We start from the raw sequence: 14,420 nt of genomic DNA, 5'->3' as shown, positions 1-14,420 counted from the left end.
CGGATCAGATCACTGCAAGCGCCAGCGAGAGGCCCGAGAGGAAAGCGTCTTCCACCCGGTGGCCGGTGCACCAGTCGCCGGCCACGCCGATGCGGGCCTTGGCGTCCCACAGGTGGCTCTTGCCCACGGGGACTTGCGTCTGGGCTTCGGTCCAGCAGCGTGCCTGGGCATGCGTGGGCGCGGCATGGATGCCGGTGATTTCGGAGAAGGCGCGCAGCAGCTTGGCTTCGACGCGAGCGGCATCGTCGCGCAGGTGTTCTTGCGACCAGGTGGCGCTGGCCTGCAGCGTCCAGCGCTCGACGCGTTCGCGTCCGGGCTTGGACGACTCGCGCGCGAGCCACGCCACGCGGTGATGCGTGCTGCGCGCCGCATTCCATTGCGGGCCGAGGTGCGACATGTTGGCCTGGTTGGCCTGCGGAAAGGCGATCATCAGCGTCCAGCAGGGCGCGATGCGCACGGGCTCGATCTTCTGGCTGATGCTGGCCGAGAGCTTGCCGTCGCCCAAGAGCGCACGCGTGCGCGAGGGCGGCACTGCCAGCAGCACGGCATCGAAGCCCGAGTACACATGCTGCGAATCGTCCGCGCCTGCGGTGCGCAGTTGCCAGCGCTTCGGATCGAGCGCGTCGGGTTCGATCTGCGTGACCTGCGTGCCGGTCACGAGGTTGCCGCCCAGCGGCGCGGCCCAGTAGGCCACCAGCGCATCCATGCCGGGCTGGGCGACCCAGTGCGATTCGCGGCCCGGCAATGCCGCCTCGGCCACACGGCCGTGCGCGTCGAGCACGCGCACGAGGTTGGCGCTCCAGGGGCGGCAAAGGCTGGGCGTGGCTTCGAGTGCCAGCGCAAAGCGGGCGTCGCGCACGGTGAAATATTGGGCGCCGCTGTCGAAGCGGCCGAAGGCGGTGTCGATGCTCGCCATGCGCCCGCCGGGCGCGGCCTCGCGTTCGAAGACAGTGACCTTGTGGCCGGCCTGCACCAGTGTGCGTGCGCAGGCCACGCCGGCAATGCCGGCGCCCACGACGGCGTAGTGGCGCGGGGCGGCGGGGGTTCGGTGGCGGTCGGTGGCCTTTGCCTTCTTGGCAGTTGCGCGAGTGGTCATGAGGGACTCTTTTCTTGTGTAGGGAAACGATGGATGTGGTCGCACTCTACAACGGTCTGGGAGCGGGGCCTCCGACCAGGCGGCCTTAGCGGCCGCGGTGCCGCTCGAGCAGCGCGCGCCGCGTGGCCTCGTGGTCGAACTGCGCTAGCCACCATTCGAGCGCGCGCCCCGGCCCGCCCGCGCTGCGCACGCGCCAGGCGCAATGCATGGTCGCGAGCGGCGGCTGGCGTTCGGTTTTTCGCTCGACGAGGTGTCCGGCTTCGATGTAGGGACGCGCCATTGGCTCGGGCAGAAAACCGCCGCCCAGGCCGTGCAGTTGCGCGTTCAGCTTGGCATGCATGCTCGGCACCGTGAGCACGTCTTGTCCGCCGACCAGGTTGACCGTCATGCTGGGCCCGCTGCGCACCGAGTCGGCAGCGGCCACTGCACGGTGCTGGCGCAGCACCGCATCGGTCAATGGCTCGGGCAGGCGCGCAAGCGGATGGTGGGGCGCCACGGCATACACAAAGCACAGCTCGCCGATCGGCCGGCTGCGGATGCCGGTGGCGGTGAAGGCGAGGCTTGCCGCGTCGAGCACTGCGCCGATGGCGAGGTCGGCCTCGCCGCTGGTCAATGCCTCGATGGTGCCGAGCAGCGTTTCATCGCGCAGCTTGAGCCGCGTGGGCGGATTCAGCGCGAAGAAGGCGGTGGCCAGGTCGAGCAGTGGGTCGCGTGCGATCACGCTGTCGACCGCGATGGTGAGCATCGGCTCCCAGCCGGTGGCGACGCGCTTCACGCGGTTGGCCACGGCATCGATCTCGCCGAGCAGCCGCGCCGCTTCGCGCAGCAGTTCGGCGCCCGCTTCGGTGATGCGAGCCTGGCGCGCGCTGCGGTCGAACAGCAGTACGTCCAGCGCGTCTTCGATCTGGCGCACGCGGTAGCTGAGCGCGCTGGGCACCAGGTTGAGCGCGCGCGCCGCGCCGGCAAAGCTGCCGGTGCTGGCCACGGTCTGCAGCATGGCGAGCGCGTCGGGGGTCAATACGTCTCTGGCGCTGGGCATTTCGGGTCCGTCGAGTGCTCGGTCGATCAATCAAATAATTTGAATGATGCCATCAAAACCGGGCGCTTTTGAGGGAGGGGTGCGGACCTAAAGTTCTTCACATCCGCTGCGCATCCGGCGCGGCATACGAAAGAAGGCCCGAGCATCCCCGACGGGAAGGGCCGAAGGAGTTTGACGATGTTGCAAGTCCGTAAATCACAGGAACGCGGTTATGCCGACCATGGCTGGCTGCGCTCGTTCCACAGCTTTTCTTTTGCCGGCTACTACGACCCGGCCCACATGGGCTTCGGCAACCTGCGGGTGATCAACGAAGACCGCGTGGCCGCCGGTGCCGGCTTTGGCACCCACGGCCACAAGGACATGGAAATCATCAGCTACGTGCTCTCGGGCGAACTGGCGCACAAGGACAGCATGGGCAACGTGGAATCGATTCCGCCGGGCGACGTGCAGCGCATGAGCGCGGGCCGCGGCGTGATGCACAGCGAGTTCAACCACAAGGCCGACGAGACCACGCACTTCCTGCAGATCTGGATCGAGCCGAACGTGCGCGGCATTGCGCCCGGCTACGAGCAGAAGAAATTCAGCAATGACGAAAAGCGCGGCAAGCTGCGCCTGGTGGCCTCGCCCGACGGTGCCGACGGTTCGGTCACGGTGCACGCCGATGCGCGCCTGTTCGCCGGCCTGCTCGACGGTGACGAAAAAGCCAGCCTGACGCTCGATCCGCAGCGCAAGAGCTATGTGCACCTGGTGCGCGGCGAGCTCGAAGTCAACGGCCAGAAGCTGTCGGGCGGCGACGCCGCGATGCTGCAAGGCGAATCGCAACTGACGCTCGGCGCCGGCAAGGATGCCGAAGTGCTGGTGTTCGACCTGGCCGCCTGAGCAGGCGCGCTCTTTGCTCTTGTTTCTTTTCTCTCAAATTTCACTTTCACAACCGAGGAGTTTCATCATGACAACCACTGCAATCAACGCAACCGCCACATCCAACCCCACCGCCGCGCAAGACACGCTGGCGCTTGTAGGCCGCGTGCTGCTCGCGCTGCTTTTCGTGCCTGCGGGCTTCAGCAAGCTCATGGGCTTTGCAGGCACGGTCGGGTATATCTCGTCCGTCGGCGCGCCGTTGCCGCAGGTTGCGGCAGTCATCGCAATCGTCGTGGAGCTGGGCCTTGGCCTGATGCTGCTCGTCGGCTTCAAGACCCGCCTTGCGGCCGTGGTGCTGGCGGTGTTCACCGTGGCAGCATCGGTGCTGTTCCACAATTACTGGAGCATGCCTGCGGACAAGGCCTTCGTGAACCAGCTGATGTTCTTCAAGAACATTGCCATTTCTGGCGGTTTGCTCGCCTTCGTTGCCTTCGGTGCCGGCCGTTTCAGCATCGACAGGAAGTAAGCAGGCTTTCGCCTTTGCTCGTTCGCATCAACGTCCATCGCCATCACTTCAGGAGAATCAACCCATGCCAAACATCGTTGTCGTCTTTCATTCCGGCTACGGCCACACCCAGCGCATCGCCCAGGCGGTTGCCGAGGGAGCCAACGCGCAGCTGCTTGCCATTGATGCGGACGGCAACCTGCCTGAAGGCGGTTGGGAAACGTTGGCCGCGGCGGACGCCATCGTCATGGGCTCGCCGACCTACATGGGCGGCGTGAGCTGGCAGTTCAAGAAGTTTGCCGATGCATCGTCGAAGGTGTGGTTCACGCAGGGCTGGAAAGACAAGCTCTTTGCGGGCTTCACCAACAGCGCCACCATGAACGGCGACAAGGTCACGACCATGGCCTACCTGTGGACGCTCGCGATGCAGCACAGCGGCATCTGGGTGAGCATGGGCATCCTGCCGACCAACAACAAGGCCGCCACGCGCGATTCGATGAACTACGTGGGCGGCTATGGCGGCCTGCTCACGCAGTCGCCGTCTGACGCGAGCCCGGCCGAGATGTTCAAGGGCGACTTCGATACCGCGCGCGCCTTCGGCGAACGCGTCGCCGAAGTGGCAAGATCGCGCGGGTAAAAACCCAGCCCACCACGGAGCCCCCCGATGACCGATACCGCCGTACAGACCCAACTGCTTCAACCGCACGACAAGGACCTTGGCGGTGGCTTCAAGGTGCGGCGCCTGCTGCCCGCGGCGCAGCGCCGATCGGTCGGGCCGTTCGTGTTCTTCGATCACTTTGGCCCGGCCACCGAGCAGCCCGGTGCCGAGCACGACGTGCGGCCGCACCCGCACATCGGCCTTTCCACGGTCACTTATCTTTTCGAGGGCGCGATGATGCATCGCGACAGCCTCGGCAGCGTGCAGGAAATTTTGCCCGGCGCCATCAACTGGATGACGGCGGGCCGCGGCATCGTGCACTCCGAGCGCAAGCCCGAGCGGCTCAAGGCCGATACCTACGTGAACCATGGCCTGCAGCTTTGGGCGGCCTTGCCGCAGGCGCATGAAGAGGTCGAGCCGAGCTTCGAGCACACGCCGGCCAGCGCCATTCCCGAGCTTGCGGAGCAGGGCGCGCAAGTGCGCGTGCTGGTGGGCGAGGCTTTTGGAAAGCGCTCACCGGTCAAGACGCTGTCGCAGACGCTCTACCTCGACGTCGCGCTGCCCGCTGGCGGCCGCTTCGAACTGCCCGCGCTGGCACCTGAGTTGGCCATCTACGCCGTCGAAGCCGATGCGCGCATCAATGGCGAGATCATTGCGGCACACACGATGGTTGTCCTGCCGGACGGCCAGGGTGCGGTGCTGAGCGCCGATACGGCGGTGCGTTTGATGGTGATTGGCGGCGAGCCACTCGATGGGCCGCGCTACATCACCTGGAACTTCGTCTCCAGCCGGCGCGAGCGCATTCTGGAGGCGGGCTCCGACTGGGCCGCCCAGCGCATGGGCCATGTGCCCGGTGAGACCGAATTCATTCCGCTGCCGGGCAAGCCGTTCGGCGTGCGCGAGCCGGACGTCGGCACCACGCCGGTCTGACGAGCCCGCGGCGACGAAGGCCCCGCGCCTCGGAGCTCAGTTCTTGCGTTCCAGGTCGGGATCTTCGGCCGCGCGCGCGCTGGCATCGGCCGCGCGTGCGCTCAGGTCCGGCGCGAGCGCGCGCCGGCCGTCGAACACGAAGCAGTCGCCGTGATAGTGCGCACCGCCGACCTCTTCGAAATATTTCAGGATGCCGCCTTCGAGCTGCAGCACGTTCTCGATGCCTTCCTCGCGCATGAGGATGGCGGCTTTTTCGCAGCGGATACCGCCTGTGCAGAAGCTCACCACCGTCTTGCCCACGAAATCGGCGCGGTGCGCTTTCAGTGCGGGCGGGAATTCGGTGAACTTGGTGATGCGCCAGTCGATTGCGCCGTCGAAGGTGCCTTCGTCGACCTCGAAATCGTTGCGCGTGTCGAGCAGTGCGATTTCTCGGCCCTCGTCGTCGTGGCCTTGGTCGAGCCAGCGCTTGAGCGTGAGGGCATCGACTCCTGGCGCCCGGCCGGCTGCCGGCTGGATGGCGGGATGGTCCATGCGGATGATCTCGCGCTTGAGCTTCACCAGCATGCGGCGGAAGGGCTGCGTGGCCGACCAGCTTTCCTTGGTTTCGAGGTCTGCAAAGCGCGGATCGGCGCGCAGGCTGGCTACAAAGCTGTGGACGGCGTCGGCTGCGCCTGCCAAAAACAGGTTGATGCCCTCCGGAGCCAGCAGGATGGTGCCCATGAGGCCCAGCGCCAGGGCGCGCCCGCGCAGGTCTTCACGCAGCACGGGGCTGTCGTCGATGGCCACGAACTTGTAGGCCGCAATATTCAAAATCTCTTGCACGGGGCGGAATTGTAGGTGCCGCCGGGCCGCCCTAAGGCACCGAGCCTCCCCCTCGGGGGGTGGCGAAGCACACGAAGTGGCAAGCCGGGGGGCTCAATTTAGGGGATTGCCAACCCACATCGTGGAGTGCCGGTTTCTACAATGGGAGGATGTTTGTTCACCTGCGCCTGCACACCGAGTTTTCCGTCGTCGACGGCACCAACCGAATCGATGAAGTCGTCAAGGCCGCCGCTGCCGACAAGCAGCCCGCACTGGCCATCACCGACCTGAACAACCTGTTCGGGGCGATCAAGTTCTACAAGCAGGGGCGCAGCAAGGGTGTCAAGCCAGTCATCGGCGCTGAAATCTTCGTCGAAGGGTTGGGCAAGGAGCCCGGCGTGCTCACGCGCATCGTGCTGCTGGTGCAGAACATGGAAGGCTACCTGCACCTTTCAGAATTGCTGGCGCGTGCCTGGACCCAGAACGTGGGCCGGGGGCAATCCCAAGCCGCCTGCAAGCTCGAGTGGCTCGAAGAACTGCAGGGCGGGCTGATCGCGCTTTCGGGCGCGCAAGCCGGCCCGCTGGGCGCGCCGCTCTTGCAGGGGCAGGAAGAACGCGCCGCCGAATTGGCGCTTCAGTTGGCGGGCATGTTCCCGCACCGCTTCTACATCGAGTTGCAGCGTGCGGGCCGCCCCGAGGACGAGCCGCACGTGATTGCCGCCGTGAAACTCGCCGCGCGGCTGCGCCTGCCCGTGGTTGCCACGCACCCCGTGCAGTTTGCTGAACGCCAGGACTACGAAGCGCACGAGGCGCGCGTCTGCATCTCGGAAGGTGAAATCCTGGGCAACCCGCGCCGGGTGCGCAAGTTCACCGAGGAGCAGTACTTCAAGTCGAGCGCCGAGATGGAGGCGCTCTTTGTCGACGTGCCGAGCGCGCTTGCCAACACGGTCGAGATTGCCAAGCGCTGCAACCTGACGCTGGTGCTCGGCAAACCGCAGCTGCCCGACTTTCCGACGCCCTTCATCAGCGAAGGCGTGCGCATGCCGATCGACGAGTTCTTCCGCCAGGAGTCCTTCGCCGGCCTTGAGGAGCGGCTGGTGCACCTGTACCCAGACCCCGCCAAGCGCGATGCCGAGCGGCCGCGCTACGTCGAGCGGCTGGAGTTCGAGATCAACACCATCTTGAACATGGGGTTCCCGGGCTACTTCCTGATCGTGGGCGACTTCATCAAGTGGGCCAAGAACAACGGCTGCCCGGTGGGTCCGGGCCGGGGCTCGGGCGCGGGCTCGCTGGTGGCCTATGCGCTTAAGATCACCGACCTCGATCCGCTCGAATACAAGCTGCTGTTCGAACGGTTCCTGAACCCCGAGCGCGTTTCGATGCCCGACTTCGACATCGACTTCTGCCAGGGCAACCGCGACCGGGTGATCGACTACGTCAAGGACAAATACGGCCGCGAGGCCGTGAGCCAGATCGCCACCTTCGGAACCATGGCCGCACGCGCCGCCATTCGAGACGTGGGCCGCGTGCTGGACATGAGCTACATGTTCTGCGACGGCATCAGCAAGCTCATTCCGAACAAGCCGGGCCAGCCGGTCACCATCCAGTACCCGCCCGAGCCGAAGGTGGAGGGCGACAAGAACAATTACGCCATCGAGATGGAGCCGCAGCTCGCGGCGCGCATCGAGAAGGAAGAAGAAGTGCGCATGCTGGTGGAGCTTGCGCAAAAGCTCGAAGGCATGACCCGCAACATCGGCATGCACGCGGGCGGCGTGCTGATTGCGCCCGGCAAGCTCACCGATTTTTGCCCGCTCTACCAGCAGCCCGGCAGCGACTCGGCCGTGAGCCAGTACGACAAGGACGACGTGGAGGCCATCGGCCTCGTGAAGTTCGACTTTCTGGGCTTGGCCACGCTCACCATTCTCGAGATTGCCAAAGAGTTCATCGTCAAGCGCCACAAGGGGCAGGAGAACTTCGCGTACGAGAACATCAGGCTGGACGACCGCGAAACCTACAAGCTGTTTTCCGAGGGCAAGACGGAAGCGGTGTTCCAGTTTGAAAGCCGCGGCATGCAGGGCATGCTGAAGGACGCACGGCCCACCCGCCTTGAAGACCTGATTGCGCTCAACGCGCTGTACCGGCCGGGCCCGATGGACCTGATTCCGAGCTTTGTGGCGCGCAAGCACGGCCGCGAAGAGGTGGAGTATCCGCACCCGGCCGTGGCCGAAATGCTCTCCGAGACCTACGGGATCATGGTCTACCAGGAGCAGGTGATGCAGACCGCGCAGATCCTGGGCGGCTACTCGCTCGGCGGCGCCGACCTGCTGCGCCGCGCCATGGGCAAGAAAAAGCTTGAGGAGATGGCCGAGCACCGCGAGAAATTCCGCGCGGGCGCGCTCAAGACCCACGGCATTCCGCAGGACAAGGCCGACGAGATCTTCGACTTGATGGAGAAATTCGCGGGCTACGGCTTCAACAAGTCGCATGCCGCCGCGTACTCGCTGCTGGCGTACCACACGGGCTGGCTCAAGGTCCATTACACGGCCGAGTTCTTCTGCGCCAACATGACCGTGGAAATGGACGACACCGACAAGCTCAAGGTGTTGTTCGAAGATGCGCAGAAAAACTTCGGCATTACCTTCGAGCCGCCGGACGTGAACCGCGGCAACTACCGCTTCGAGCCGGTTACCGACAAGGTGATTCGCTACGGACTGGGTGCCGTCAAGGGCACGGGCCAGCTGGCGGTTGAAGCCATTGTTCGGGCGCGCGAAGAGGGCGGCCCGTTCAAGAGCCTGTTCGACTTTTGCGTGCGCATCGACCGCCAGCGCATCAACAAGCGCACGGTCGAGGCGCTCATCAAGGCCGGTGCGTTCGACGCCATCCAGCAGAACCGCGCTTCGCTCATTGCCTCGGTCGACCGCGCCTTCGAATTTGCGGTGGCCACCGAGGCCAACGCGGCGCAGGTCGACATCTTCGGCGACAGCGAGCACGGCTCGGCCACGCAGGAGCCCGAACTGGTCGACGCCACGCCCTGGGGCGTGAAGGAGCGGCTCACCTACGAGAAAACGGCTGTGGGCTTCTACCTCTCGGGCCATCTGTTCGACGAGGTGTCGCACGAGGTGCGGCGCTTCTGCAAGCGCGAGATCGGCGACCTGATGGACACCCGCGAGCAGCAGGTGATTGCGGGCATCGTGAGCGACTTCCGCGTGATCAACGGCCAGCGCGGTCGCCTGGCGATCTTCAAGCTCGACGACAAGTCGGATTCCATCGACGCGACCGCCGACGAGGCGCTGATCAACGCGAACCGCAACACGCTGAAGGACGACGAGCTGGTGATCGTGAGCGGGCGGCTGCAGCCGGGCCGCGGCGGTTTCGAAGCGCGCTTCCAGGTGCAGCAGGTGTGGGACCTGGCCACGGCGCGCTGCCGCTTCGGCAAATTCCTGCGTGTGGCGGTCAACGGCAAGGCGCCGGACATCGCGCGCCTGGTGAAAGACTTTCCGCCGCGCACCGAGCAAAGCGAACACGGCGATCTGGTGCAGGGGCTGCCGGTGCGCCTTTCGATGGCGCGCGGCGGTGCGCAGGTCGAACTGCAGCTTGGCGAGCGTGCCAAGTTCTTTCCGACCGATGCCGCGCTGGCAAGCTGGACGGCGCAGGCCGAAGCCGGAAAAGCCTCGGTGATCTACGAATAGTGCTCCCGCAGCCGAAGTGGCCGCGCAGCGAAGTAGTCTCAGTCTCTTGGGCGAAGTCCGATCACCATTGGCGTGATGATCCGGCCGTCCTTGGTGCGCGGTAATTTGTCGGTCTTGCGCAAGCCGCCTTCGGCAGCAGCATCCCATGCGGAATTGCCGCTTGATCGGGTTAACTTGACGGTCGTGATGGTGCCGTCCGGTGCCAGTTGCACCTCGAACTCGGCGCGCGGGTTGCCTTGAACGGTATCCGCGTCGGGATAGGTAATGTTGGGCTTGACCACCGCGGCTACGCGCGCTCCATAGCCGCCGTCAGCACCACTACCCGAGCCGCCAGCGTTGCCGACTTTCGGCGCGGAACTTTGATCGGCGGAGCCTGCTAGGCGACGCGACCGCTCAATTGCAGCGGCACGATCCGCCGCCGCCTGCTTAGCAGCTTCGGCCTTGGCCGCTTCGGCTTTTTCGCGGCCTCGGCCTTCTTGACCTCGGCTTCGTCACGCTTTTTCTGTTCGGCCAGCTTCTGTTGCTGTTCCCGTTTGCGATCGGCCTCGTCTTCGGCGCGTTGCTTCGCTTCGCGATCCTTCTTTTCCTGCGCCTTCTTCGCGGCGAGTTGCTGCTGCTTGAGCTTTTCCTGGCGGTCTTCTTCGAGTTCGCGCTCGCGTTCCTTCTCTTCTTTCAGCTTTCTCTCGCGCTCGAGGGCAATGTCTGGCGCCTTCGGCGCCGGCGTCGGATCCGGCGGCTTCACGGCCTGCGGCGGAGGCGGGGGCGGTGGTGCAGGCGTTGGAGTCGGAGGGGGCGGTACAGGCGTTGGCGGTGCGGCCTGCCGCGGTGCGGCCTGCTGCACGGTGGACGACCAGAGCTCAGCCTCGACGGCTTCGTCCTCGGCCTCGCGTTTCCAGTGCACTCCCCAGGTCAGCGCCGCGATCAGGAGTGCATGCGCTACCAGTGCGAGCATCACCGCGCGCGGCGTGCCGCGCTGCGGCGGCGGGGCAAATTCGGGGCGATCGGCAGCTAACGACATGCCTTATTTGCCGCCCGTGGTGGTGACGGATAGGCCCACGCGCTCGATGCCGCTGCGCTTGAGCTGGTTCATCGCCTTCACGACGGTTTCGTACTTGACGGACTTGTCGGCGCTGATGATTACGGGGCGCTGGTCGTCGCCGCCCTGGGCGGTTTTGGCCGCCGAGCCGATCTGGGTCATGGGCACGGACGCGCCGCCGCTGCCGGCGGACGGGTCTTTCTTGATCTGCACTTCGTCGTCGCTCTTGATGACGATCTCGATGGGCTTGTCGGGCTGCTTGTTGGCACGGTCGACCGAGGGCAGGTTGATCACGCTCGGCGTGATGAGCGGCGCCGTGACCATGAAGATGATCAGCAGCACCAGCATCACGTCGATGAACGGGACCATGTTGATCTCGTTGATCGTGCGGCGGCCTCGGCCCCGGGATGAAACGGCGGGCATGCGCTGGGCCTCCGTTCAGCGGTTGCCCGGAGTCGCCGAAGCTGCCGTCGCGCTTGCGGCCGGGTGGGCCGAGAGGTTGCGCTGCAGGATGTTCGAGAACTCCTCGATGTAGGTCTCGAGCGCAATGGCGATCTTGTCGATCTCGCGCGCGAAGCGGTTGTAGCCCACCACCGCGGGAATGGCGGCGAACAGGCCGATGGCCGTGGCCACCAGTGCCTCGGCAATGCCGGGTGCCACGGTGGCCAGCGTTACCTGCGCGAGCGCGGCCAGGCCGGTGAAGGCGTGCATGATGCCCCAGACCGTGCCGAAGAGGCCGACATACGGCGACACCGAACCCACGGTGGCCAGGAACGAGAGGTTCTGTTCGGCCGCGTCGAGTTCGCGCTGGAAGCTCGCGCGCATGGCGCGGCGGGCGCCGTCCAGCAGCGTACTGGCGTCGCTCACGTGGCGTTCGCGCAGCTTCTGGTATTCGCGCATGCCCGAAGCGAAGATGCGCTCCATGGGGCCGGCGAACTTGGCGTTCTGCGCGGCCGAGGCAAACAGCTCGTTCAGGCTGGTGCCCGACCAGAACTCGCGCTCGAAGTCGTCGTTCAGCGCGCGCATGCGGCGCAGCGCGAAGTACTTGCGGATGATCGCGGCCCAGCTGGCAATCGAAACGATCACGAGCAGCAGCACGACCAGTTGGACCACGAAACTCGCGTGGAGGAGGAGATTGATGATCGAGAGGTCTTGGTTCATGGCTTGAAAGGTTGAGTCATGGAGCCGCCGGAGCGCTCGAGGGTTCCCGAAACTTGGGTCGGTATGCGCGCGGGGCGCAACGTGGTGGCGTCCACCCAGCCGATGCGGATGGTGCCTTCGCACAGAAGGACGGGCGCCGGGGCGCCTGTTCGCTCCTGCTCTGTTTTTGATAGCACCTGCTGACCGATTATCAACGACGCCGTACCCATTTGTCGGAGATCGGCTGTAACCAGCAGTTCGTCGTCGAGCCGGGAGGGGCGATGGTATTTGAGCTGGGTTTCGCTCACCACGAACTGGCCGCCGGTTTCCTCTCGGAGCTTTCGCTGCTCCACGCCCAGCGAGCGCAGCCATTCGGTGCGCCCGCGTTCCATGAACTTGAGGTAGTTGGCATAGAACACGATGCCGCCGGCATCGGTGTCTTCCCAATACACGCGGATCGGAAACGCGTAGCTCATCGGGCCGGGTTCGCGATCATGGCCCGCAGGCGTTCGATGGATTCCTCGAGATGCGCCATCGAACTGGCGGTGGAAAAGCGCACGAACTTGCCGGTTTCGGCGGTGCCGAAATCGCGCCCCGGGGTCACGGCCACATGGGCGCGCTTCATGGTTTCGAAGGCGAAATCCCAACTGCCCGAAATGCCGAGCTTCTCGGCCACGCTGGTGCAGTCGGCCCAGGCGTAGAAGGCACCATCGGGCACCACCGGCACGCTGAGGCCCAGCGCATCGAGCTGCGGAATGAACCAGTCGCGGCGCGCCTTGAACTCGGCGCGGCGGCGTTCGTATTCGGCAATGCTCGCATCCTCGAAGCAGGCCAGCGCCGCATATTGCGACACGGTGCTGGGGCAGATGAAGAGGTTTTGCGCCAGCCGCTCGACCACCGGCACCAGCGCTTCGGGCACCACCAGCCAGCCAAGGCGCCAGCCGGTCATGTTGAAGTACTTGCTGAAGCTGTTGATGCTGATGACGTTGTCGTCGATGGCCAGCGCCGTCTGCCCGAAGGCATCGTCGTATGAGAGGCCGAGGTAGATTTCGTCGATCAGCGTGATGCCGCCGCGCTGCGACACAACGTTGTGGATGCGGCGCAGTTCGTCGGGCGCAATCGAGGTGCCCGTGGGGTTGGAAGGCGATGCGAGCAGCACGCCGCGCGTCTTGCCGGTCCACGCGGCTTCGACCTTGGCGGCGGTGAGCTGAAACCGCTCGTCGGCCGTGGTCGGGATCATCACCGCGGTGCCATCCGCGGCGCTCACGAAATGGCGGTTGCAGGGGTAGCTCGGGTCGGGCAGCAGGATCTCGTCGCCGGACTCGATGAGCGCCAGGCAGGCCAGCTGCAGCGCGGCCGACGCGCCGGCCGTCACGACGATGCGGCGTGCCGGTACGTCGACGCCGAAGCGCTGCGCATACCAGCCGCTGATGCGCTCGCGCAGATGGTCGAGCCCGGTGGCCTGCGTGTACTGCGTGGCGCCGGCACGCACGGCGCGCGCGGCGGCTTCCTGGACCAGCGGCGGCGCGGTGAAGTCGGGCTCGCCGATGTTCAGGAAGATCATCGGCCGGTCGGTATGCGCCACCTCGCGCGCCAGCACGCCGGCGGCCTTGGCAACCTCCATCACATAGAACGGTTCGATGCGCTGCGCGCGCTTCGAAATTCTCACGTCCTGGCCTTGCCGGAAGTGCGGTCGGCCTCCACCTCGGCCGCGCGCAGTTGCGGCGCCAGGCCGTTGAGCACGGCGTTCACGTACTTGTGGCCGTCGGTGCCGCCGAATTCCTTGGCAAGCTCGATGCACTCGTTGAGCACCACGCGCCATGGCACGTCGAGGCAGTGCTGGAACTCGTAGACGCCGATCCACATCACGGCGTGCTCGATGGGCGATATTTCCTCGAACTTGCGGTCGAGCAGGGGGCGAATCAGCACGTCGAGCTGCTCCGCGCCTTCGATGGCACCGTGCAGCAGCGCGTCGTAATGTGCGGCGTCGGCCTTGTGGAAGCCCGCGAGGTCGCGCGTGAACTGGTCGATGGCGGCGGCGTCGTTGCGGCCCACCAGGTGCTGGTAGAGCGCCTGCAACGCAAATTCGCGCGCGCGGCTGCGGTTCGACTTGGCCGAAGCCTTGCGTGCGCCGGTGCTGGTGAGGCCGGTGCGCGCCTGGCGCGGCTTGGCGCCTGCTGTCTTGTTGTTGTCTTCGGTCATTTGAGGGAGGCCAGCAATTGCGCCATCTCGACAGCCACCTGGGCCGCATCGCGGCCCTTGTCGGTCTGGCGGGCAATGGCTTGCTCCATGTTTTCGGTCGTGAGGATCGCGTTGGCGATGGGAATGCGATGGTCGAGCGCGATGCGGCTCACGCTCGCCCCGGATTCGTTGGCCACCAGTTCGAAGTGGTAGGTTTCACCGCGGATGATGCAGCCCAGCGCCACAAGCGCGTGGTAGCCGCCGCGCACCGCCATGGCCTGCAGGGCCACGGGCACTTCGAGCGCGCCGGGGACCTGCACATGATGGATGTCGTCCGCCGCCACGCCGAGCTTTTCGAGCTCGGCCAGGCAGGCCGCGGCCAGCGCGTCCGTGATGTCGGCGTTGAAGCGTGCCTGGACGATGCCGATGCGCAGCCCTTTTCCGTCGAGCGGCTTTGCATCCGCTCCCTTGTTTGCACCTTGCATGT

15 protein-coding genes and 1 pseudogene are annotated in these 14,420 nt (G+C 65.6%); 5 read left to right on the top strand and 11 right to left on the bottom strand.

Annotation, left to right across the window (positions count from 1 at the left end; genetic code table 11):
• Nucleotides 1–4 precede the first annotated feature (4 nt).
• On the bottom strand, nt 5–1,096 hold the full coding sequence (locus tag M0765_RS26195) for an NAD(P)/FAD-dependent oxidoreductase (RefSeq protein ID WP_258507022.1): 1,092 nt from the start codon (nt 1,094–1,096) through the stop codon (nt 5–7).
• 85 nt (nt 1,097–1,181) lie between these two features.
• A complete protein-coding gene (locus tag M0765_RS26190) occupies nt 1,182–2,135 on the bottom strand; it encodes a LysR family transcriptional regulator (protein WP_126749998.1) in 954 nt (317 codons plus the stop codon).
• A 177-nt stretch (nt 2,136–2,312) separates the two neighbouring features.
• Between M0765_RS26190 and M0765_RS26185 the strand changes: the two genes are divergently transcribed.
• The 4 genes from M0765_RS26185 to M0765_RS26170 all read left to right on the top strand — a co-directional run bounded on the left by M0765_RS26185 (nt 2,313) and on the right by M0765_RS26170 (nt 5,086).
• The gene (locus tag M0765_RS26185) at nt 2,313–3,014 is read left to right on the top strand and encodes a pirin family protein (protein WP_258507020.1); all 702 of its coding nucleotides are present in this window, start codon (nt 2,313–2,315) and stop codon (nt 3,012–3,014) included.
• 67 nt (nt 3,015–3,081) lie between these two features.
• Nucleotides 3,082–3,519, top strand: coding sequence for a DoxX family protein (locus M0765_RS26180; protein ID WP_258507019.1), 438 nt, complete (start codon nt 3,082–3,084; stop codon nt 3,517–3,519).
• A gap of 64 nt (nt 3,520–3,583) precedes the next feature.
• Nucleotides 3,584–4,135, top strand: coding sequence for a flavodoxin family protein (locus tag M0765_RS26175; protein ID WP_258507018.1), 552 nt, complete (start codon nt 3,584–3,586; stop codon nt 4,133–4,135).
• A gap of 27 nt (nt 4,136–4,162) precedes the next feature.
• Nucleotides 4,163–5,086, top strand: coding sequence for a pirin family protein (locus tag M0765_RS26170; protein WP_258507016.1), 924 nt, complete (start codon nt 4,163–4,165; stop codon nt 5,084–5,086).
• 36 nt (nt 5,087–5,122) lie between these two features.
• Here the strand turns inward: M0765_RS26170 and M0765_RS26165 are convergent, their stop codons facing one another.
• Complete coding sequence (locus M0765_RS26165; protein ID WP_258507014.1) at nt 5,123–5,908, bottom strand: sulfurtransferase; 786 nt, start codon at nt 5,906–5,908, stop codon at nt 5,123–5,125.
• 149 nt (nt 5,909–6,057) lie between these two features.
• Here M0765_RS26165 and dnaE point away from each other — a divergent pair, with 149 nt between their 5' ends.
• Nucleotides 6,058–9,576, top strand: a complete 3,519-nt coding sequence (gene dnaE, locus M0765_RS26160) for a DNA polymerase III subunit alpha (RefSeq protein ID WP_258507012.1) — start codon at nt 6,058–6,060, stop codon at nt 9,574–9,576.
• Nucleotides 9,577–9,614: 38 nt separating this feature from the next.
• Here the strand turns inward: dnaE and M0765_RS29580 are convergent.
• The 8 genes and pseudogenes from M0765_RS29580 to ribH form a co-directional block, all read right to left on the bottom strand.
• Nucleotides 9,615–9,977: pseudogene (locus M0765_RS29580) on the bottom strand (energy transducer TonB); the annotation flags it as partial.
• Nucleotides 9,953–10,594 (bottom strand): hypothetical protein, encoded by a 642-nt coding sequence (locus M0765_RS26155; protein WP_446751575.1) that lies wholly within the window; start codon nt 10,592–10,594, stop codon nt 9,953–9,955. The gene M0765_RS26155 and the pseudogene M0765_RS29580, both read right to left, overlap by 25 nt.
• Before the next feature lie 3 nt (nt 10,595–10,597).
• Entirely contained in the window at nt 10,598–11,035 is a 438-nt protein-coding gene (locus M0765_RS26150) for an ExbD/TolR family protein (protein ID WP_258507011.1), read from the bottom strand.
• Nucleotides 11,036–11,050: 15 nt separating this feature from the next.
• Nucleotides 11,051–11,773 carry a protein TolQ gene (gene tolQ / locus M0765_RS26145; protein WP_126750007.1) on the bottom strand — a complete coding sequence of 241 codons (723 nt, stop codon included), beginning with the start codon at nt 11,771–11,773 and terminating at the stop codon, nt 11,051–11,053.
• The gene (locus tag M0765_RS26140) at nt 11,770–12,228 is read right to left on the bottom strand and encodes a YbgC/FadM family acyl-CoA thioesterase (protein ID WP_157614416.1); all 459 of its coding nucleotides are present in this window, start codon (nt 12,226–12,228) and stop codon (nt 11,770–11,772) included. Before M0765_RS26140 ends, tolQ begins: the two co-directional genes overlap by 4 nt.
• The gene (locus M0765_RS26135; protein ID WP_258507008.1) at nt 12,225–13,421 is read right to left on the bottom strand and encodes a pyridoxal phosphate-dependent aminotransferase; all 1,197 of its coding nucleotides are present in this window, start codon (nt 13,419–13,421) and stop codon (nt 12,225–12,227) included. The genes M0765_RS26140 and M0765_RS26135 overlap by 4 nt, the downstream gene beginning before the upstream one ends.
• Nucleotides 13,418–13,954 (bottom strand): transcription antitermination factor NusB, encoded by a 537-nt coding sequence (gene nusB, locus M0765_RS26130; protein WP_258507007.1) that lies wholly within the window; start codon nt 13,952–13,954, stop codon nt 13,418–13,420. Before nusB ends, M0765_RS26135 begins: the two co-directional genes overlap by 4 nt.
• The gene (gene ribH, locus M0765_RS26125; RefSeq protein ID WP_157614414.1) at nt 13,951–14,418 is read right to left on the bottom strand and encodes a 6,7-dimethyl-8-ribityllumazine synthase; all 468 of its coding nucleotides are present in this window, start codon (nt 14,416–14,418) and stop codon (nt 13,951–13,953) included. Before ribH ends, nusB begins: the two co-directional genes overlap by 4 nt.
• Between the last annotated feature and the right edge of the window lie 2 nt (nt 14,419–14,420).

The sequence above is a fragment of the Variovorax sp. S12S4 genome, from assembly GCF_023195515.1.
GTDB lineage: Bacteria > Pseudomonadota > Gammaproteobacteria > Burkholderiales > Burkholderiaceae_C > Variovorax.
This window is presented reverse-complemented; position numbering and strand designations above follow the sequence as displayed.

What these genes read in the sequence shown, in the direction of transcription:
- ribH (WP_157614414.1), bottom strand. Translation starts at nt 14,418, where the DNA reads ATGCAAGGTGCAAACAAGGGAGCGGATGCAAAGCCGCTCGACGGAAAA.
- M0765_RS26190 (WP_126749998.1), bottom strand. Translation starts at nt 2,135, where the DNA reads ATGCCCAGCGCCAGAGACGTATTGACCCCCGACGCGCTCGCCATGCTG.
- dnaE (WP_258507012.1), top strand. Translation starts at nt 6,058, where the DNA reads ATGTTTGTTCACCTGCGCCTGCACACCGAGTTTTCCGTCGTCGACGGC.
- M0765_RS26195 (WP_258507022.1), bottom strand. Translation starts at nt 1,096, where the DNA reads ATGACCACTCGCGCAACTGCCAAGAAGGCAAAGGCCACCGACCGCCAC.
- M0765_RS26150 (WP_258507011.1), bottom strand. Translation starts at nt 11,035, where the DNA reads ATGCCCGCCGTTTCATCCCGGGGCCGAGGCCGCCGCACGATCAACGAG.
- nusB (WP_258507007.1), bottom strand. Translation starts at nt 13,954, where the DNA reads ATGACCGAAGACAACAACAAGACAGCAGGCGCCAAGCCGCGCCAGGCG.
- M0765_RS26155 (WP_446751575.1), bottom strand. Translation starts at nt 10,594, where the DNA reads ATGTCGTTAGCTGCCGATCGCCCCGAATTTGCCCCGCCGCCGCAGCGC.
- M0765_RS26180 (WP_258507019.1), top strand. Translation starts at nt 3,082, where the DNA reads ATGACAACCACTGCAATCAACGCAACCGCCACATCCAACCCCACCGCC.
- M0765_RS26170 (WP_258507016.1), top strand. Translation starts at nt 4,163, where the DNA reads ATGACCGATACCGCCGTACAGACCCAACTGCTTCAACCGCACGACAAG.
- tolQ (WP_126750007.1), bottom strand. Translation starts at nt 11,773, where the DNA reads ATGAACCAAGACCTCTCGATCATCAATCTCCTCCTCCACGCGAGTTTC.
- M0765_RS26185 (WP_258507020.1), top strand. Translation starts at nt 2,313, where the DNA reads ATGTTGCAAGTCCGTAAATCACAGGAACGCGGTTATGCCGACCATGGC.
- M0765_RS26140 (WP_157614416.1), bottom strand. Translation starts at nt 12,228, where the DNA reads ATGAGCTACGCGTTTCCGATCCGCGTGTATTGGGAAGACACCGATGCC.
- M0765_RS26175 (WP_258507018.1), top strand. Translation starts at nt 3,584, where the DNA reads ATGCCAAACATCGTTGTCGTCTTTCATTCCGGCTACGGCCACACCCAG.